The organism is Paenibacillus sp. IITD108 (genome assembly GCF_036541265.1).
Lineage (GTDB): Bacteria > Bacillota > Bacilli > Paenibacillales > Paenibacillaceae > Pristimantibacillus.
Genome location: NZ_JAZHCT010000005.1, coordinates 261,479 through 281,570, shown reverse-complemented (window position 1 = coordinate 281,570; position 20,092 = coordinate 261,479). Strand labels below are relative to the sequence as shown.

General features: G+C 40.4%; 23 protein-coding genes and 1 pseudogene. 20 read left to right on the top strand and 4 right to left on the bottom strand.

The window, feature by feature from the left end; translation table 11 throughout:
- Positions 1–166 precede the first annotated feature (166 nt).
- Positions 167–1,039: a TetR/AcrR family transcriptional regulator gene (locus tag V1L65_RS06805; protein WP_331698341.1), complete on the bottom strand. Its 873-nt coding sequence runs from the start codon at positions 1,037–1,039 to the stop codon at positions 167–169.
- A gap of 168 nt (positions 1,040–1,207) precedes the next feature.
- On the opposite strand from V1L65_RS06805, the gene V1L65_RS06800 reads away from it, so the two are divergent.
- The 20 genes and pseudogenes from V1L65_RS06800 to V1L65_RS06705 all read left to right on the top strand — a co-directional run bounded on the left by V1L65_RS06800 (position 1,208) and on the right by V1L65_RS06705 (position 15,350).
- The gene (locus V1L65_RS06800; RefSeq protein ID WP_331698340.1) at positions 1,208–2,698 is read left to right on the top strand and encodes an MDR family MFS transporter; all 1,491 of its coding nucleotides are present in this window, start codon (positions 1,208–1,210) and stop codon (positions 2,696–2,698) included.
- 648 nt (positions 2,699–3,346) lie between these two features.
- Positions 3,347–3,508, top strand: a complete 162-nt coding sequence (locus V1L65_RS06795; RefSeq protein WP_331698339.1) for a hypothetical protein — start codon at positions 3,347–3,349, stop codon at positions 3,506–3,508.
- Between the two features lie 20 nt (positions 3,509–3,528).
- Entirely contained in the window at positions 3,529–3,948 is a 420-nt protein-coding gene (locus V1L65_RS06790) for a DUF1801 domain-containing protein (RefSeq protein WP_331698338.1), read from the top strand.
- 84 nt (positions 3,949–4,032) lie between these two features.
- Positions 4,033–4,818, top strand: a complete 786-nt coding sequence (locus tag V1L65_RS06785; RefSeq protein ID WP_331698337.1) for a PhzF family phenazine biosynthesis protein — start codon at positions 4,033–4,035, stop codon at positions 4,816–4,818.
- Positions 4,819–4,867: 49 nt separating this feature from the next.
- On the top strand, positions 4,868–5,755 hold the full coding sequence (locus V1L65_RS06780; RefSeq protein WP_331698336.1) for an SMP-30/gluconolactonase/LRE family protein: 888 nt from the start codon (positions 4,868–4,870) through the stop codon (positions 5,753–5,755).
- Between the two features lie 148 nt (positions 5,756–5,903).
- Positions 5,904–6,671, top strand: coding sequence for a sugar phosphate isomerase/epimerase family protein (locus tag V1L65_RS06775; RefSeq protein WP_331698335.1), 768 nt, complete (start codon positions 5,904–5,906; stop codon positions 6,669–6,671).
- 320 nt (positions 6,672–6,991) lie between these two features.
- Positions 6,992–7,564 carry a bifunctional transcriptional activator/DNA repair enzyme AdaA gene (locus V1L65_RS06770; protein ID WP_331698334.1) on the top strand — a complete coding sequence of 191 codons (573 nt, stop codon included), beginning with the start codon at positions 6,992–6,994 and terminating at the stop codon, positions 7,562–7,564.
- Positions 7,554–8,108: a methylated-DNA--[protein]-cysteine S-methyltransferase gene (locus V1L65_RS06765; protein ID WP_331698333.1), complete on the top strand. Its 555-nt coding sequence runs from the start codon at positions 7,554–7,556 to the stop codon at positions 8,106–8,108. Before V1L65_RS06770 ends, V1L65_RS06765 begins: the two co-directional genes overlap by 11 nt.
- Before the next feature lie 130 nt (positions 8,109–8,238).
- On the top strand, positions 8,239–8,478 hold the full coding sequence (locus V1L65_RS06760; RefSeq protein WP_331698332.1) for a hypothetical protein: 240 nt from the start codon (positions 8,239–8,241) through the stop codon (positions 8,476–8,478).
- Between the two features lie 14 nt (positions 8,479–8,492).
- Positions 8,493–8,936: a hypothetical protein gene (locus tag V1L65_RS06755; RefSeq protein ID WP_331698331.1), complete on the top strand. Its 444-nt coding sequence runs from the start codon at positions 8,493–8,495 to the stop codon at positions 8,934–8,936.
- A gap of 33 nt (positions 8,937–8,969) precedes the next feature.
- On the top strand, positions 8,970–9,680 hold the full coding sequence (locus V1L65_RS06750) for an alpha/beta fold hydrolase (protein WP_331698330.1): 711 nt from the start codon (positions 8,970–8,972) through the stop codon (positions 9,678–9,680).
- 16 nt (positions 9,681–9,696) lie between these two features.
- Positions 9,697–10,515 (top strand): GNAT family N-acetyltransferase, encoded by an 819-nt coding sequence (locus V1L65_RS06745; protein ID WP_331698329.1) that lies wholly within the window; start codon positions 9,697–9,699, stop codon positions 10,513–10,515.
- A gap of 268 nt (positions 10,516–10,783) precedes the next feature.
- Complete coding sequence (locus V1L65_RS06740; protein WP_331698328.1) at positions 10,784–11,344, top strand: hypothetical protein; 561 nt, start codon at positions 10,784–10,786, stop codon at positions 11,342–11,344.
- A 4-nt stretch (positions 11,345–11,348) separates the two neighbouring features.
- Positions 11,349–11,942 (top strand): AAA family ATPase, encoded by a 594-nt coding sequence (locus V1L65_RS06735; protein ID WP_331698327.1) that lies wholly within the window; start codon positions 11,349–11,351, stop codon positions 11,940–11,942.
- A 21-nt stretch (positions 11,943–11,963) separates the two neighbouring features.
- On the top strand, positions 11,964–12,584 hold the full coding sequence (locus V1L65_RS06730) for a histidine phosphatase family protein (protein WP_331698326.1): 621 nt from the start codon (positions 11,964–11,966) through the stop codon (positions 12,582–12,584).
- A gap of 26 nt (positions 12,585–12,610) precedes the next feature.
- Positions 12,611–13,159 (top strand): annotated as a pseudogene (locus V1L65_RS06725) (GNAT family N-acetyltransferase).
- A 4-nt stretch (positions 13,160–13,163) separates the two neighbouring features.
- Entirely contained in the window at positions 13,164–13,295 is a 132-nt protein-coding gene (locus V1L65_RS06720; protein ID WP_331698325.1) for a hypothetical protein, read from the top strand.
- Between the two features lie 2 nt (positions 13,296–13,297).
- A complete protein-coding gene (locus V1L65_RS06715) occupies positions 13,298–13,750 on the top strand; it encodes a GNAT family N-acetyltransferase (RefSeq protein ID WP_442955676.1) in 453 nt (150 codons plus the stop codon).
- A gap of 32 nt (positions 13,751–13,782) precedes the next feature.
- Positions 13,783–14,253 carry an 8-oxo-dGTP diphosphatase gene (locus V1L65_RS06710; protein WP_331698323.1) on the top strand — a complete coding sequence of 157 codons (471 nt, stop codon included), beginning with the start codon at positions 13,783–13,785 and terminating at the stop codon, positions 14,251–14,253.
- 47 nt (positions 14,254–14,300) lie between these two features.
- The gene (locus V1L65_RS06705; RefSeq protein ID WP_331698322.1) at positions 14,301–15,350 is read left to right on the top strand and encodes a DUF1835 domain-containing protein; all 1,050 of its coding nucleotides are present in this window, start codon (positions 14,301–14,303) and stop codon (positions 15,348–15,350) included.
- 61 nt (positions 15,351–15,411) lie between these two features.
- Here the strand turns inward: V1L65_RS06705 and ku are convergent, their stop codons facing one another.
- From ku to V1L65_RS06690, 3 genes are all read right to left on the bottom strand, one after another.
- The gene (gene ku, locus V1L65_RS06700; protein ID WP_331698321.1) at positions 15,412–16,269 is read right to left on the bottom strand and encodes a non-homologous end joining protein Ku; all 858 of its coding nucleotides are present in this window, start codon (positions 16,267–16,269) and stop codon (positions 15,412–15,414) included.
- A gap of 598 nt (positions 16,270–16,867) precedes the next feature.
- Entirely contained in the window at positions 16,868–17,719 is an 852-nt protein-coding gene (locus V1L65_RS06695; protein ID WP_331698320.1) for a DNA adenine methylase, read from the bottom strand.
- Between the two features lie 30 nt (positions 17,720–17,749).
- Complete coding sequence (locus tag V1L65_RS06690) at positions 17,750–19,234, bottom strand: hypothetical protein (protein ID WP_331698319.1); 1,485 nt, start codon at positions 19,232–19,234, stop codon at positions 17,750–17,752.
- Between the last annotated feature and the right edge of the window lie 858 nt (positions 19,235–20,092).

The following is a 20,092-nucleotide window of genomic DNA, read 5'->3' as shown; positions in this document are numbered from 1 at the left end:
ACCCCATTCAGACACGAATAGCGGAATGTGTGACCGCCAAATTAAATAAATGGCTGTTTTAAGGCAAATAACGGAACGTGTGTCCATATCATACATATAGGCAACCGAAGATTGTCTTCTTTGCCTGCTAAAAAGTATAAAGCACTCCCGCTGGGAGTGCTTTATCTTATTGCTTCAAATACATCCAAGTCAAGCTTGTAATTTCCCTCGCTTGATCTATAAAGTCTGAGCCTTGGAAGGCATTAATGAGAGGCTGGAGCAAGGCGGTTAAAACCGCTTCTCTTACAGGCTCATGCTTTAATTCAGCTTGCATCGCACTCGTCAAATCAGCCTGCGGCTTAGTTAATTGAGCACTTGATCTAAGCTCATCGATTAAAAGGATAATTTCCTGTTTATCTATACGGTTAAAGCGGAGCTTTGTCCGCAGCAGTGCTAACTTTTTATTGTCAAGCAAAGCGGTTTTTTCGTTCACTAACGATTGAATAATATGCTTCATGTAATGAAAAACTGTATGTGATACCTTCAATAAATTAAGATCAGTCTGATCGATAATTCTGCCAGTGAAGGTAATATGATGATGAATGCCATAAAAGATAGTGGCAGCTTCCAACGCATGCGGACGCAGCTCTTCGCCAAAAACGTCGACAAGCCGATCGGCGAGCCATTCCATTTCGAATAAGCGAAAGGTTAAAACAAGCTTTTTTAATTCTATGTCTCCAGAATGAAATATTTCTTCAAATATAGCCGACAAATTCCGGCTTGCATTCAATATTGAAATGGTTGCGATTTGCTGTACTAATACGGAAAGATCTTTTTTATCTTTGCCGATAAGCAGTTCACTGCGGCTGATGCTGGCTTCATAACGAATTAATTCTAATATCGCGCCGACGCAATCGTTTTTGGAGCTGAAATAATTGTAGAACGTTCCTTTGGAAATGCCTGCACGCTCGATTATATCCTGGATTGACGACTGTTGAATGCCTTTTTCTATAAAGAGTGCCAAGGCATGGTCTACAACCACTTTTTTTCGTTTATTCATACAGCGCCTCTCCTCTATTTATATACTCCTTACATTGTAATCATAAATAATGACATTTACAACGGTTTTGTACTTGCGGTATAAAAACTTGATATTTTTGTACTCATGATATAAAATCATCGAGTGACCTTATTTTATACTTAATAATGATAGGAGAAAAAAAGTAGGATGAGCGAATTAAAAACTTTAAAAAAACCGCCCTATTTCATGATAGGTATTTTGTTTTTTGGCGCATTTGTATCGTTTCTAAATAACTCGCTAATGAACGTTGCCTTGCCATCGATTATGGCCGATCTTGGCATCGAGAAGTATTCCACTGTACAATGGCTATCCACAGGCTACATGCTTGTCAGCGGTATATTAATTCCGGTATCCGCGTTTTTACTTTTGAAGTTTACGAACCGAACATTATTTATTGTAGCGATGTCGCTCTTTACATTAGGGACGATTGTTGCAGCTGTTGCGCCTAGCTTTGGATTGTTGCTAACCGGCCGTATGATCCAGGCTGCAGGCTCTTCTGTCATGTCGCCTTTGCTGATGAACATTATGCTTATCAGCTTTCCGAGAGAGAAACGCGGTACAGCGATGGGTGTATTTGGACTTGTAATGATTACAGCGCCTGCTCTTGGACCGACATTGTCAGGCTATATCGTTGAATATCACCACTGGCGCTTATTGTTTGAAATGATTATTCCATTTGCCATTCTCAGCTTATTGCTAGCAGTATGGAAGCTGGAAAACGTGATGCCAACGAAAAAATCATCTCTCGATTATACGTCTGTTCTATTATCTTCGATCGGTTTCGGCGGTATGCTTTACGGCTTCAGTGCAGCAAGCAGTGCTGGCTGGTCAGATATAACGGTTTATGGAACAATTGCGATTGGCGCTGTCGCCATCATCGCTTTTGTAATTCGTCAGTTCAAGCTGAAAGAACCGTTATTGAACCTAACAGTGTATAAATATCCGATGTTCGCATTAAGCTCCATCATTTCCGTTGTGAATGCTGCAGCTATGTTTTCAGGCATGATTCTTACACCTGCCTATGTCCAGTCCGTTCGCGGCATTACACCGTTTGATTCTGGCTTGATGATGCTGCCTGGCGCTATCGTTATGGGTATTATGTCACCGATAACAGGCAAGCTTTTCGATAAATTTGGACCTAGAGTACTTGGTTTTGTTGGTTTGTCTATTACAACATTAACAACTTACATGCTTTCGCATCTGCAAGTGGATACTTCGATTGGATATATTATTTTCCTGTATAGCGCTCGTATGTTTGGTATTTCAATGGTTATGATGCCGCTTATGACTAACGGCTTGAATCAGCTGCCGACACGGCTTAACCCGCATGGTACGGCCGTCAATAACACCGTACAGCAGGTTGCAGGCGCAATCGGTACAGCCATCTTTATTACGATTATGAACTCCAGAGCTGAAAAGAGCGCTGTCGAGCAAATGTCAGGATTGGATCCTGCTACAATTACTGCTGAGGTGAAAGCTCATATCTCGCAGCTTGCTTTGCTGGAGGGAATTCAATTTACTTTTGTTATTTCAGCGATTACTTCTGTAGTAGCCTTGCTGTTAACACTGTTTATGAAGCGTGTTGATGTCAGTGAAGCTGCTGTTGCAAAACTCGAGAAGGAAGATGCAGCAAGGTAGTGAAAAAAATTTTCTAATGGAAGTGAAGCCTTTGCCGTGCGGCAAGGGCTTTTTTTGTTGAGAAGCCAGAGACATGGAAGAAACGAGGAATGTTAAGCAGATTCTAAAGGATTACTTTCATGGCTTAATATGAAGTATGCACACGGTGCAACAGGGATGAAGATGGCGTAGTTCTGTATGTTTGGCGTATGATGCGGCTGGTGAGCTCAAATGATCCTAACGATACGGACAGTGATGACCGTTAGCGCTCACTTTTCGTCAACTTCCACTTTCTAGCGGACAGAAATATCCGTTAGCGCGAAAAAAGCTCAAGAATTCGGCGGAAATATCTTCTAATGGTCATAAGTGTCCGCATATGCAACAAAAAAACTGCATTTTGGTTCTAACGGTCATGGATGACCGTACCGCAATGACGCATCGTTTGTTCTTCACGATGACGGCAAGTTAGATCACCGATAGGTTCTTTTTTGAAATATAAGAAAGTATAAGTTTGTAATCTTGTATCTGCTCTTATATTTCAACGGTAAACGCGCCTTTCTAAAGGACGGCGGAGCCATTCATCCTTGTTATTGGCAAATAACAGAAAAGTATTGGGTAAATATGGTACAATTGAGCTGCAATGTTATAGAAACTGGAGGATTAATGAGTATGGGAACATTATTAATGGTCTTAATTGGTGTTTTTCTAACTGCTCTATCCGTCCGGATAGGTGTAGATTACTCACATAACAGACAGCATACAAAAGAAATATTGCAGGAGCTTCGTGAAATAAAGCAGTATTTAAAGAGCAGAAATGATTATGACTATTAAATAGAAGGAGAGACTCATTCATGCCATCGCCCTCAAAAAAATCTAAACTGACTGGCGAACAAGAAGCAGCACTATTTATGGAGGATTTGGAGCATCCTTTGAAGCTTGAAATCGAAGAGGTGCGTGCTATCATTTTAAGTGCATATGATCAACTGACAGAGCACGTGAAATGGAAAGCCCCTAGTTTTTGCGTGGACAATGACGATAGAATTACATTCAATTTGCAAGGAAAAGGTTTCTTCAGACTTATTTTTCATTGTGGCGCAAAGATAAAGCAGCGTGCAGCTAACGGGCGCATAATGGACGATCCTACAGGCTTGCTAGAATGGGTGGCGGATGACAGAGCAATTATAAAGTTTGCCAATATGAATGATGTAGTACGAAATAAGGAAAATCTGATAGTCGTCATTAATAAGTGGATTGAAGCAGCTCGCATATAAGTAAAGAAGGAAATATGAAGGCAATAGGGAATATTATTTTTGTAGATCATCTTGGCACGTGGATAAACTGGAGGCGTTTAAAGGATGAAACTATATATTGTGGACGCTTTCACAAATAAGCCTTTTGGGGGCAATCCAGCAGCAGTATGCTTGCTGGATGCTGAAATTACTGATTATCGGCTGCAGGAAATTGCTGCTGAGATGAATTTGTCAGAGACAGCCTTTCTGATCAAGCAAGAGGAAGGCTACTTGCTAAGATGGTTTACACCTGAAAGCGAGGTTGATTTGTGCGGCCATGCAACGTTGGCAAGTGCGCATATTTTATGGGAAGAGCAAATAAGCCAAGAAAGTGTATTAAGGTTTACTACTAAGAGCGGGACATTGCTGGCAGCTAAGCAGGACAACTGGATAGAGCTAGATTTTCCTTTAGAAAAAGAGGAAACGCCCGTCAACACGCCGCAGGAGCTGCTGGATGGGTTGGGTGAGGACTTCTTGTATATAGGAAAGAATAGGCTTGATTATATAATCGAGCTTGAGAATGAAGAAAAAGTACAAAGCTTAAAGCCGGATTTTAATTTATGGAAGCAGGTTGATGCAAGAGGGGTTATTGTAACAAGCCGATCGGAGCGGGATAATATTGATTTTGTTTCAAGGTGTTTTTATCCGCGTCTAGGTGTTAATGAAGACCCTGTTACCGGATCAGCTCATTGCTGTCTAGGTCCCTACTGGAGCAATAAACTCCAGAAAAGTATGCTGGAGGCGCTGCAGCTTTCCAAAAGACAGGGTCTGCTTAAGCTTGCTGTTGCTGAGGAACGCATATTAATTTCTGGCCAAGCGGTGACGGTTGTAAAGGGTACGTTATTGCAATAGGCTGATTACACAGCGAGGAGATATACGAATCAACGAAGGAGGCGTCTAAATGACAATTAAACCAGTAGCCGGTTCAATCTCGCAGCTGGGCGAAGGACCTGTATGGCTTGAGGATGAAGGAGTTTTTTATTGGGTAGATATTATAGCCAAGCAGATTCGTTTTTATTATCCTGCAACGGAGGAACTGAAAACGATCCAGCTTAATGATTTGATCGGTGCAGCTGTACCAGCTGGCAGAGGAAGCTTGATATGTGCTATGAAAACAGGCTTCTACCGGTTGGAGCTGGCTTCTCAGCAGCTGAGCGAAATCGGAAAAGTCGAGGAGCATTTGCCCGATAATCGCATGAACGACGGAAAATGCGATCGCTCCGGACGATTTTGGGCAGGAACGATGTCGATGAAGGGCGAAACTGAGACAGGAGCGCTCTATTGTCTTGAACGTGACAGCTCAGTCAGACAAGCTGTTAGCCATGTTAGCATTTCAAATGGGATTTGCTGGAGCAGCGATGATACAAAAATGTACTACATCGACACTCCTACCCGAGAGATTCATCAATTCGATTATAATGCTGAAACAGGCGAATTAAGTAACCGCAAAGCTATTATTACGATTGAAAAAGAACAAGGCTTCCCAGACGGAATGACAATTGATGCTGAAGGGATGCTTTGGGTAGCGCATTGGGGAGGAGCCTGCGTATCAAGGTGGAATCCGGCTACTGCCAAGCAAGTAGAAAGCATATCAGTGCCGGCAACGAATATTACGTCCTGCTGCTTTGGCGGTGATAATTTGGATCAGCTTTTTATTACATCGGCCAAGGAAGGCCTGAGCGAAGAGCATTTGCTTGCGGAGCCATTGGCGGGAAGCTGCTTCATATTCACGCCCGGCGTAAAAGGCTTGCCGGCTCAAAGATACAAATCATTGCAGGAAAGCAATTAAAGCAGGGTTAATCTTTGAAATAGTCCAATAGCAGTTAAATGAATAGGCTGCGAATGTAAACGTAAGTAAAGTGGGCAAGTGCTCATAATGCTATACTGAGTATAGATTAGCAGCACTAAAATACGTTTGCAGATAAGGCGGCGAGAATATGAAATTATCGAATATTGCAGCTCAGTTGTATACATTGCGGGAATTTTGCAAAGACGAGGAAGGCTTGCGAGCTTCCTTGCAAAAGGTGAAAGAAATTGGCTACCAGGCTGTCCAAGTGTCCGGTATCGGCCCAATCCCGCATGAAACAGTTAAATCAATTGCGGATGAAATTGGCCTTAAAATTTGTGCAACGCATGTCAGCTATAAGGCGCTTACAGAAAATTTGGAAGATGTCATTTATCAGCATAAGCTATGGGATTGCAAGTACGTTGGACTTGGAGGCCTCCCGGAAGAGTTTCGTTCCAGCGCAGAGGGCTATAAGAAATTTGCATCAATCGCCAATGAAATTTCTGCCAAGCTGGCTGAGCAAGGCTTGCAATTTATTTATCATAATCATCATTTTGAATATACGAATTTCGACGGCACGACAGGCATGGATATACTGCTGTCCGAAAGCAACAGAGAGAGCTTTGGCTTTGAACTCGATATGTATTGGGTACAAACTGGTGGTGTAAATCCGCTGGAGATGATTAAGCTTGTCGATGGCCGCATGGCAGTTGTGCATCTGAAGGATATGGCAATTGTTGACAATAAGCAGGTTTTTGCTGAGATTGGCGAAGGTAATATGAATTACAAAGCGATCATCGATGGATGCCGCGAGATTGGTGTGGAATGGTACGTCGTTGAGCAGGATGTATGCTTGCGCGATCCATTCGAAAGCCTGGCGATTAGCTTCAATTATTTGAAGCAATTGGCTGATAAATAAAAATTTACAAAAACAAACAAAGTTCTGCGATGCCGCAGAACTTTGTTTGTTTTATAAATAATATAAGACAGTATAAGTTTTTGTACCTTAATCGTTATATTTCACCGGTAAACGCGCTCGTCCAGAGGATGGCGTAAGCCGTTTATCCTTGATACAAGAAAGAATAAATTTTTTGCTTAAAATGGATCGTAGATTCGTCATCTGTATTGAACAGCAGCTATCGAAATATTGCTGTCGTATTTGTAATGTCTTGGGCGGACAGCTGGTCAGATGTATACTAGTCATAAAGACAGTATATTTGCGCGGAGGAGAAATGAGAAATGGATACCAAGCTATTTGATCAGGTATATGCTTCAATAGCAAATAAAGAGACAACCTTTGACGGTATTTATTATACTGGTGTGAAAACGACAAAAATAGTATGCCGCCCGTCCTGCCGGGCTAGAACGCCTAAGCGTGAAAATATTACGCTTTATCCGAGTGTTGATGCTGCTATCAAAGACGGATTTCGACCTTGCAAGCGATGCAAGCCGGAAGAGAATGGGAAGCACGGGCCAGATGCTGTCCTTGTGGAGCAAGCCAACGCTATATTAGCGGCTCGCTATACAGAGAGGATTAGCTTGGAGGTGCTGGCTGCGCAGCTCAAGATCAGCCCCTTTCATCTTCAACGTGTATATAAACGGGCAGCAGGGCGCTCTCCTGCGCAATTTGTGGATGAGAAAAGGTTGGAGACCGCCAAGCAGCTGCTGAAGGGCAGCGAGCTGGAAGTGAAGGAAATTGCGGCGCAGATTGGATTTCGCAGCGCTGCCCATTTCACCAAATGGTTTAAACAGCATATGCAGCAAATCCCGACACAATTTCGCCAAAAGGAGAGGACGACTAATGGGTGCTAAGCAAATAAAGTGGACAGGTATCGAGCTGGATGGAAGGGAATGGTTTGTAGCAGCAAGTGAGAAAGGGGTTTGCAGAATTATTTTTCCACATGAAGGCTTGGAGCATTGGGGCACCTGGTTTGCCCGGAATGCATCGCAGGGAGTGCTGCAGGAAGATAAAAAGGCAATAGCCTCAACAGGAGTACTGGAAAAATTGCAAGCCTATTTTGCAGGGGAACCAGTTGGTTTTACAGATATTCCGCTTGATCTGATAGGTACACCATTTCAAAAAAAGGTTTGGCAAGCACTTGGCGATGTCCCTTATGGACAGACAAGAACGTATGGAGATATTGCTGCTGCAGTAGGCAGACCGGCAGCTTCGAGAGCAATCGGCGCCGCAAGCGGCGCTAATCCAATTCCTATCATTCTGCCTTGCCATCGGATTATTAGTAAGGCGGGAAAATTGACAGGCTTCCGAGGCGGCTTAAATATGAAGAAAAAGCTGCTGGAGCTAGAAGGGATCGCTGGCACTTTGGAGGCTGGACATGCTAGGTTCCAGTTCTAAGGCAGCTGCTAGGCTGCACAATCCCGCGAATGCGGGATGGTAGACTGTAGTCATTCTCCTCATAATTGATAATTATTATCAATTATAAGGAAAATGACAATGAAGGACCAGATTTTAGTAGTGGGCGGATATGTATAGCAGAAATGTCATTGCTGCCGGGCGCAATTTGCAAAAAGCAGTGGAGCATAGCAAAAAATATGCTGGATCGACTGGAAAGGATCACTCGGCCATGACTGCAGCAGTAGCAGCATATGTGGCGGATTCTCTCTATAAGTCAATAAATCCGGGCGGCATCTATCATATAGAGCAATTATTTTCTGCCCATGACATTTTGCAACTTATGGAGGAGGTAGCGCATAGGATGGTGTAAGGAGGCTGATAAAGATGCTGCTGCGAAAATCTTTACTAGTCATTATATTATTTTGTACGTTGGTACCGACCGTAAATGCGGATTGGGCGCGCGCTTTTGTTGTATATGCTGGAAATACCTATGAAATTACAAATGAAAAAGTTGACGCAGATGATATTGGAAAAATAATAGGACAGGTGACTTCTTACTCTGATAAGGAAGGAACATATAGCGGTAATTTCTCAAATGTTTACCCTGTCGGGACGAAATATTATATGCTGAAAGGGATAGAACTGGGGGAAGCGATCGCTGTAAAAACGAAAGACGGTTATATACGCTGTAACTTTGTAGGGAAATATGAAGGAGAATTTATGGACACGGGCAAGCTAATTGCGTTTCTGTTCGTTGCAATTCTATTTATTATCCGCTGGTATAACATAAGAGAGAAAAAGCGATTGAAAGCCAATGGTGGAAAGTAAAGAATGGAGAGAGAATGCCAAGGGAGGAAAGACATGAGCATACGTTCAAATTTTGCTGAAAATGATGGTTTAGCCATTCATTATCTTGATTCATTGGACATGGCGGATCCAAGCTTGACACCTGTACTTATATGCCCGGGTCTTTCCGAAACTGCTGAAGAGTATGCAGATTTAATGGAGGAGCTATTGCCGCGCAGGTGTATCGCATTATCCTTTCGGGGAAGAGGGCAGAGCGATACGCCGCAGCAAGGCTATGATTTAGAGCACCATGTGTCCGATATTGCAGCAGTTATAGGGGAGGCTTGTGTGCCGCTTATTCATTTGTTTGGATACTCCAGGGGCGTGTCTTATGCTTTATCCTATGCAAGTCAAAATAAACAAAAAATTGCTTCTATTCTAGTAGAAGACTATCCGCCCGAACATCGAGCGATGACTGTCAGCTGGCAAGAGGATTATATAAACAATTATGTAATTCCTGCAAAAAGAAATATACGTCCTGCAGCTGTCCGCGGTATTCAGAACGATTCAACTCAGCAGGACATCTTTTTTACGTTTGAAAAACCTGTGTTAGTGAAGCGCGGGATGCTTAGCGACACCCTTCTTACGGATGAAGGGATAGCCAGCTATCGCAATATGTTTGCTGCCATGCAGCTCCGTGAATTTTTACATAGCGGGCATAATATACGAGGTACAGAAAAGCAGGAGCTATATTTGGCCGTACAGCATTTTATTAATAACATTTGAGTTGGAGGCTGGAAATATGATGTCATTAACTCCTTCGCAAGAGCTGCTTGAAACAATTGAGCTGTCAGAAAGAGATTATATGCTGGATCGTATGCTGGCGATACAGTCTAGAACCGGCAATCCGGAAGGAGTTGCCATACAGAAATTTGGACAAGCCTATGCTTTTTACAGCAAAATGATGCCATGGCCTTCCTTCAACACTGTAATGGGGCTGCGCAGCACGAGTGCAGATTATTTGGAGGGAATATTAGCCTATTACAAAGAGAAGCAAAGGAATGTACAGCTAGAAATCGTTCCGACGCTTGTTGATCAGCCATTTTTAAACCGCCTGGCAGATGCTGGGCTATATGTTTCAGGCTTTCATACTTCGTTATATATGTCGCCGCGTTTTTTTGCAGAGGAGCATGTCAAGGATATTGAAATAAAAGAGCTGGAAAAAGACCAATTTTCACAATATGCAGCTATCCACTGCAAATCTTTCGGAATGGCAGATAACGGAATACCCCATATAGCAGCCAATAATGCAGTGCTGTATGACCGCCCCGGCTGGAAATTTTATTTGGCCTCGGTTTCAGGGGAGCCGGCTGCAGCAGCAGTCATGTTTATAAAAGGCAGTGTCGCCTCACTCACTTTTGCTGCAACACTACCTCAATTTCGAGGCATGGGCCTGCATCGTAAATTACTGCAAAAAAGAATCAACACTGCATTTGAGAATAACTGTGAAATTATTGTAGGGCAATGTGCGCTTGGTTCGCAAAGTCATAGAAATATGGAGCATACAGGGATGAAAATCGGTTATTTAAGAGCAAAATGGACGGAAAAGATGGATCGATAAGCAGGTAAGGAGCAAATTATTAACGAGGCAATTGAGGAAGGCAATTTGAAACGATAGCACATAAAAATAGCTTAAGTTGAGAAAACAAGCGGGTGTCCTTTATTAAGGATGCCGGCTTATTACTTTTTGTAGTGTTGTTCGTTCTCCCTGCAATGTATAATAATGGTATGTCTTCTGAAAAATTTCTCAAGAAAACGATAAAAGTAGCAGAAGGATCATATTTTTAGTTGAATTTTAGCTATTAGCTTATCAAAGTGGGGGAAATAAATTGCTTGCGGACTTAAAAAAGTACATTTTTTTTATTATTGCCATTGCTGTTTTTGCAGCAGGGATTGCTCATGCCGTTATTATTTTAACTCATCAAAGTACTATCAAAAATCGAGTAAGCCTAGATTATCCTAAGCATGAGCTGACTTTAAAGCCAGGGGTCTATACCGTTTTTTACGAATACCTCAAGACTACAAAAAAGCTTGGCCCGATTGAATTTGGGGAATTTGATCGTATTCAAAATCTTGAGCATCGACTTGAGTTTACTATTCAACATTTGAAAAATCATAATTTACTTAAAGTTAAAAGTGACACGTCTAAATCGTACATGTATCATGGCAGCGTCGGCGAATCTTTATTCGTTTTTCGTGTGATCGAGCAGGGAGACTATATAATAGAAACATCCCTAGATCATGCCAATAACGACAGTCCATTAACGTTGACTTTAGTCACAGATTTTAATAAATGGTTTCTGCGAATTTTCAAAACAGTAGCTATTTATATTGCTATTGCTTGCTGCTTTGCTGTATTAGGCTTAGTAGTAGTAATAAGAACGAGGTGATGCAATGATTGTTTGGATAAACGGGGCCTTTGGATCTGGTAAGACGCAAACTGCACATGAATTACATCGCAGAATTCCTGAATCATTTATTTTTGATCCCGAAGAAGCAGGCTATTATATACGAAAAAATATTCCGACTGCTCTGGCAAAAAATGATTTTCAAGATTTCGAGCTTTGGCGTGAAATTAATTATACTTTTTTAAAAATGATGGCAGATCAATATAACGGGATCATTATTGTGCCAATGACAATCGTAAATCCTCAATATTTTGCAGAAATTGTTGGCAAGCTGCAACAAGACGGCTTTGATGTCCGGCATTTTACATTATACGCATCGAAGGAAGTCCTGCTGAAAAGACTCAGAACTAGGGCGGAAGGAGCGAATTCGTGGGCTGCAGCACAGATTGACCGGTGTCTGGAAGGACACTCCAACCCGATTTTTGAACAAAAAATAAATACAAATAATCTTCCCATAGAACAGGTTGCAGAGCAAATAGCGAGGGAGCTAGGCATTGATCTGCTGCCCGATTCTAGAAGCAAATTGAAAAAAAGCTATGACCGTCTTGCTGTAAAATTAAAACATATACGTTTATTTTAAAGAACTAGAGGAGTGGAAGCAATGAATGAAAAAACAACGGTTTACATCGTCAGACATGGACAGACGGAATGGAATATTGAGCATCGGCTCCAAGGCCATCAGGATTCTCCGCTTACCGAGCTGGGCGTTAATCAGGCAAAGTGGTTAGGCGATTCGCTTGAGAATGCAGTCATAGATGTCATTTATTCAAGCTCCAGCCAAAGAACAATGAAAACAGCGGATCTTATACGAAATCATAGAGATATTCCGATTTACAAAAGCGATGAGCTGAAGGAAATTAATTTGGGTATTTGGGAAGGCAGGAAGCAAGAGGAGGTGAAGCTGAGCCATCCGCAACAATTTGATTATTTTTGGAATGATCCTGAGCTGTTCAGAGTAGAGCGAAGCGAGACCTTCCTGCAGGTAGCTAACCGCGCCGTACATAAATTGAACGAAATTATTGCACAGCATACTGGCAAACATATTTTAATTGTGACCCATACAGTTGTCGTAAAGGTGTTAATGGCTTTTTTCGAGGACAGGCCCATGAAACAGCTATGGGAGCTTCCTTATATTCATCCAACCTGTTTAAGCAAGATCGTTATCGAAGAAGACAAGGCCGAAATTGTACTTCATGGTGATATTTCGCATTTTAAAGAATAGTATTTGCTTGAAGCAGGAGGGGGGCTATGCAATTGTTTCAATACAAGGAAATCGGTTTAAAGCTGCTTGCAGATGAGGATGCCCTGCTGTTAGTAAAGTGGCTGTCGGATCCAACTGTGCTTGCTTATTACGAAGGACGTGATCGTCCACATGATTTGGCATTAGTTCGCGAAAATTTTTATAGCAAGGATAGGCATGTTACACCATGCTTGATCCAATATAATGGTCTATCGATCGGATATTTGCAATTTTATGAGCTGGATAAGGAGGACCAGGCAGCATAAGGCTACTCGAACCCGTCAGAAATTATTTTTGGCATGGATCAATTTATTGGCGAGACGGAATATTGGGGGCGTGGAATCGGCACAAAGCTTATTCAATCCATGATAAAATATTTAACAGAGCAGCGCATTGCCAGCAAAATAGTAATGGACCCGCAAACGTGGAATGAAAGAGCGCTTCATGTATATGAAAAATGCGGCTTTGTCAAAAAGCAGCTGTTAAAGGAGCATGAGCTTCATGAGGGAAAGTATAGAGATTGCTGGCTAATTGAATATACACATAATAAGGAGTAAAGATATGATACTAGAAGTCGCAATTCTGCAAATCAAGCCGGGACAAACAGAAGAGTTTGAACTAAGCTTTCGGCAAGCTTCATCTTTTTATGATCCGTTCCCGACCGTGGAACATTACGAGCTGGTGAGCTTATGAGCATAGCGATCCGATATCTTGCAGAGGGGGAAGCAGCGCCGATGCCGCTGCTGCTATTGGCTGACCCGTCAGAGAAGCTTGTCCAGCAGTATTTAAAATCGGGTCACTGCCTAGTTGCTGAGGAGAATGGCGAAATAGTAGGCGTAATCGTATTAGTTAAGAAAGCCTCAGCTAAAATGGAAATTATCAATGTAGCGGTAGCTGAAGCTTGTCAAGGCAAGGGCATAGGTAAACAACTCATTAAACGAGCTATACAAGAAGCTAGTCAGCTCGGTGCTAAAACGTTAGAAGTAGGCACAGGCAATTCCAGCATTTATCAGCTGCTGCTGTATCAGAAATGCGGTTTTCGCATTACTGAGGTGGAAAAAGACTTTTTTATAAAGCATTACGATGAACCGATTATTGAAAATGGCATTCCGTGCGTAGACATGATCCGATTAAGTATGAACTTATAATGACAAGCTGAACGCGGGGGAAAGTAACAGCAATGATTAATCATAAATTGTATACGATGTGTATGGTGGAAGATGAAGACAAGGTTTTGCTAATTAATAGACCTGCGGATCGGGGGTTTCCTGGCTATATTGCACCAGGCGGCAAGGTCGATTTTCCAGAAAGTATTGTAGAGGCCGCAATTCGCGAAGTAAGAGAAGAGACTGGACTTATTGTGAAGGATATTACCTATAAAGGGCTGGATGAATTTTGTGATCCCGTGCAAAATTTGCGTTACATGGTATTTAATTATTTAGCCACGTCGTACGAAGGCACTCTGCTTGAACACCCGCCAGAAGGGGAATTGCGGTGGGTAAACAAATGCGATATCGATTTACTGCCTGCGCAGGATTGGTTTAAGCAGCGGGCTCCGCTTTTTTTCAGAGCAGGCACGTTTGAACGTAGTCTCGTCTGGGATAACAAAAATAAAGTTCTTTTTGATGAAATTTTTAAATGCTATGAGTAATTGTGAGCGGGATAGCTTAATAGGTTGCGAAAGGCAGGTTAAAGCTTTTGGACAAAAGACTAGCACTACGGATGGCGATTCAGGATATTTCCTCGCAAGATGCAAAGCAGCTGCTTACAATGATCAAGATGCAGCTGGATATTGCTGAAAGGAACAAGGATGCACAAACAGATTTATACAGAAGCTTGAGAAATCTTTATGAGAAGCTATTAGTTCCCCATAATCCGGTATCATACTGGGCGCCGAACGCTGCTACCACGAAGGTGCATATCGTTTTCGGTGATTCTATTGGTGGCAGCTTGAAATTTGCGATTAGACAGCTCGGGTATGTGGATTCAAACAAAATAATAAATTTTCGCGACCACTTTTCTATCGGCCCTCTATGGCAGCTGCATGTGGAGGCTGGCCGAGCACATAGAAACGAATGGTTTAAAGACCATATTAACGATGGCAACGACGAGGCTGATTGCGATGATATTGCCTATTATCAAGAGATAAATAAACAGATTGCTAATATTCCAGCCGAAGCTTCCATTGAAATATGGTGCGGAAAAAATGCACACGAACAGGCTGGGCTAAGATATGCTATGTATTTGCTGAGAAATAATTCAAATAAAATATATGTTTTCGATGTTGCTGAGGCTTGTGAGAAAAAATATAATACGGCAAATCGATCAATTAAATATTTACATACAGGCGAAATCCCGCCAGACAAGCTTCAGGCTGTTTATGGTGAGGCAGAAGAGCAAGGGGAAATAACGCGCGAAATGAGGCAGCTGCTGGAGCATGAATGGCTGTCGCTAGCCAACCATGATGAGGTGCTGCGTGTATGGGATGGAGAAAAGGTACTTAATGTCGCTGCGCATTATTTGGATGAGTATTTGCTTGAGACGGTAGAGAAATTGCACACCTATAAGTCAGACCATGACTTTATTAAAGCAACAAGAGTAATTGGAGAAGCGTACGGGCATAGTGAGCAATATATCGGTGACAGTTATTACGAATATCGGCTAAGGCAGCTCATTTATGATGGTTTGCTGGAAATCAAAGGCGTGCCGCGAGCGATGAGATACTACAGCGTGAGGCGAAAACGCTAGCCACTTCATTCAAGCAAACAAGCCCCTATACGAAGGGGCTTGTTTGTTTTTTGCTTTGTGATCATGATACGACATCCTTGGCTGCCTTTTTCGTTTTACGCGGCTGTTTAGGCTTGTCTGTTCCAGGATCCTGAGGAATTTGCACAGCTTGCAAAGAGGCTTGCAATGCTGCCATCAGATCAACTACTTTGCTAGGGCCCGCAGCTGCCGGCGCAGCAACAATATCAGGGCTTTCTCCCGCAATCTTATCCTCAATTAGCTCGATGAGAGAAGATCTATATTCATCGGTATATTTTCCTGCATCAAACTCGCTCGACAGCTGCTCCACAAGCATTTTAGCCATTTGCAATTCCCGATCATCAATTTTGGCAAGACCCGCATCGGTTAAGTTAGGCACTTGATTAACAGACCTGATTTCGTCAGGAAAATGCATGGTTTCCATGCAGATGCAGTTATCGATGACACGAATAGCAGCAAGACTGCTTTTGCTTCGAATCGAAATTTTAGCTATTCCTATTTTATTCGTTTGAGAAATTGCCGCAAGCAGCAGGTCATAGGCTCCCGAACCAGCCATATCCGGAGAAAGATAATAGGTTTTGTCGTAGTAGATCGGATCGATTTCTTTTAAATCGACAAAATCCAAAATTTTAATGGTGCGGGCAGATTCCGGCTTAATCGCTTCAATCTCTTCCTCTTTAATAACGACAAATTTATTTCTTTCGTACTCAAAGCCTTTGACAATATCGTCAGGCCCTACTTCTTTATCACAATTGCCGCATGTTTTTTTGTAAGAAATCGGCAAGCCGCATTCCTTATGCAGCTGCCTGAAGTGGATATCTTTATCCTCCGTAGCGGCATGCATTTTAATTGGAATATGAACTAGCCCAAAGCTAATTGCGCCTTTCCAGACAGTATGCATATATTCAGCCCCTATCATTTTGAATATTTATTTAGAACAGTTATTTATACTATTTCTAAAAAAACGAACATTTATACGGTATTGTCCGCCACTCATTTATTTTGTAAAAAAATTAGAGCTCTTTAGCAAGAGCTCCATATCCGGAGAGGTTTTATGATGTTTATTCGAAATACTTAGTATCCGGTCTTTAGGGATTGATAAAAAGAATAATATGGTGAAAATAGTGTGGTTTTTGGGAATTTGGTCAACATTTGATCCCAAAAACATTAATTTTTCTCCATTATATCGTTCATGGAAAAATCATTCCTTTGTTGTCCAAGAGTTTTTTATTATGAAAGAGAAAAGAATAGTCATCGTTCTAATCTGCAAATGTAGGACCATCGATGTATCTAATTTGCGTATCAAATGTTCTTGCAACTGAAATGATTGTTAAGTCGGAAGAAGTGAATAAATTGCTTTCTTAATATATGTATGAAGTCCAAAGTTCTAGATCTGTAGGTTTATACATGGTGTAAAATACTACAAATACCCCATGATTAAGAATGTGTGCTTGTATTTTATATTAAAAAATATAGCCGCTATAGGGCTATAATATTTATTATGCGAGTCGTAAATATTTACTAATTGCTCCTACGTCGGTTTTATTCGAGAAAAAAATAAACTCCTGACCTTTTGTTGGTGTTGCAATAGAATAATTCAAATAGTATTTAGCATGAACATGATGTTGATATAGCTTTTCAATCTCTTCAGCTATATCGTATGTGAGAATCCAATAGCGATTTTTCATTTCTTTTTGAATAATATTGGCTAACTCAACATGGTCATCATGGGAATAAAAATTAGTATATAAATCAGGTCCCTTATCGTAGTAGGGGGGATCAAAGAAAGTAAGTGAGTTGCGAGTTTTTTTTATCTCCGCAGTAATAAAATCTTTTGCATCGTAATTACAAACTTTAACGTGTCTAGAAAATGAAGCGATTTTTTTTATTTGTCTAATGATGGTTTCTTTGTTAAATCTACAGTCTATTTTATACGGACCGCTCTGATCTTTACCGCCAATAACACCAGCCTTTATTATACCTGATCTGTTTGTTCGATTGAGAAATAGGGTGGAGAATGCCAAAGGCAATTCATCAGCATTTTCTTTTTCTTTTTGAATATTTCTCTGGGTATACCATTGATCCATGTTAATAGGAGTTTCATGTATGAGTTGTATTAATTCTTCCGATCTATTAACAATTACATTCCAAAGGGCGTAGATTCCACGATCAAAGTCGTTAATAATAATCTTTTTTACATCTTTGTTAAATAGCAGCCGCAGCGCTACAGCAGCTCCTCCAGCAAATGGTTCAATATATGTTGAAGCATTATTTAGATTAACTAGATGTTTAACATATTGATACGTTTTGTCTTTGCCGCCCGGATATCTTAAGGGAGATAAACCGGCCATAGAATCACCTCGAGCATATAGTATCACAACTTATTCTGTTTGGCCAGCATTTAGATTTGTTATACAAAATTCAATTAATGAATACCATCTTCGTTCAATGTCTTTCAACTTTTCGTCAGATGGTTCACTAAATTTCGCATGGGCTATAGTATTTAATTGATCATGATCACGTAATGATGATGCATTTTCAATAATTCTCTGATAGTTATTATTGAACGATCTTAGAGACTTATTATTATTACAGTAATTAATTAAATCAGTTATAGATGGATCAATTCCAGGTTTATTCCAGTTACCAAAAAGGTTATTCTTTTTTAAAAATTCTTGTAATGTGCATTCTAGCAAAGTTCTGACAAGATAAGTTGCACTCAACTTATACTTTGTATGATCTAACTTTTGTATTTCGTAAAGGACACGTTGAATGCCTCTATGAGAACCGAAATATACAATATCTTCAAATAAATATTTTCTTTCGATTGGTTTAGGTTGATTCTGAGGTCCAGATTTATTTAAAGTATTAGAATCAGATTTAAAGAGGATATTTGGACTAGCCTCTTTTAAATTAGGTTCATCTAAACTTAAATGACTTGGCCCAGAGTTGATTTGAACAGGTTTGATTGACATAGTCGTATTAATGCTAGGGTTACTAGAAATAGAATTATTATCAGCATTTGATTCCGTATCAGATTCAGAATCAATATTTGTACTTATAGGTGATATATGCGAAAAGAATGTATTTGTTAGTTCCCTAGTATAAACATCGGCTACGGTAGCATCTTTTGAAATGAAATATTCAATCATTTCGATTATTTTATCGTAGTGCTGTTTATTTTCCAGATCTACATAAATACCTCTATCTAAGTTAAAAATTCTAGATCTGATATCAGAAAACCCAAATATACGTTCAAAAGTTGAGCTATAACCTTTGTTTATGATCGCATTGTATAATTCTTGTTGATTTGGGTCTTTTTCTAATAATTTATATATTTGATTTCCAGTACTTAAAGATTTATTTAGAAACTGTGAAGAAAATGTGTTTTTTTCTGTGGCACTCCAAGTGATTTGTCCGACTCCTTCTTGCTCGCCAGAGTGGATTTTCATCACATGATTTGCCATCGAATGACCGTCAGAATAAACTTTGACAAACAGCTTAATTTCATTTGCATAAAATTCTTTTTTAACTTCTTGAATGTAGTTATAAGTTTTAGGATATAAATCTTTGATAAGACTAGCTGTATCTCCTACTAGTAGCTTTAAAGCAGTAAGACGCCTATTACCATCATAAACTGTGTATTCATCATTGGTTTTTAAAGCAATAAAGTCTTCCAGTACAGAGTGGTTTTCAGCAATATCCTGGATCAATGCCTCTATTTTCTTAGGTCCAACCTTTTTTAATGAAAAAAAGGTTAGGATAGCTTCCTCTTCAGTATTTACCGGATGCGGGAATCTTGGGTTAGTTTTAGACAAGGACAATTCAGTTGCAAACATCTCTTTCATAATCGGTCTTTCAAACAAGTGATACCCTCCTTATGTACGCTAAATTACTATAAGTACCATAATATTAGTATGATGAATAAACAAAAAAGTACTCTCAAGTGCTGTTCATCCTTTGCGCCTTTGGCTCTACCGCTGTTTTAGCTGCTGCGCTTGCAGAATCAAGATCTTCCTCGCTTGTAACTATCAGTACCGCCTAAAAAAGCGTGTCCTGTATAGGATGTGGATTTTCTTTTCTATTAATTGGTGTTTCGACAGTACGTCGAATCTTTATCAATTCCAATTGAATAGAGTACTTGATAGGACTTCATGTCTAATAGATTATACTCCATAAGTCACATTTTGGCGATATGTGGAATATTGAGTAGATATATGAATAACTGTAAATAAGACAAACCCTGCTTACCTTAATGGTTAGCAGTTTTTTTGTTAACATTTGAAAATTAGTGACAAACCTCGGCGAACGTAATAACCTTTTTAGAAATCGTACGCGCGCCTTTATCCGCAGTTGTAGATAAATAATTATTAAAATAGTGAGTTTTACTAGTTCCCCATTCCCGGATAACATTAGAGGATAGGATATAAAGGTATTTGCTGATTGTTTGTTCTACTAGACTCATGTCCTTACCTATACTATATAATTATCAATGAAAAATGTTCCTTATTATGATACCAATCAAGATACCGATAATTACAAAAACTATTTAAAATAAATCTATTATTTACATAATTTACCCATTACAATTAAGCATAAGCAATTGTTGCTATTACTTATATTTATTATTTCTTTCTCTGTTCAAGCATTGTCATGGGCTTATCCTTTTGTTGCTTAGAAAGGAAATGTTTATGGAGTTAAGCAAGGAGAAATTATCCAAGACA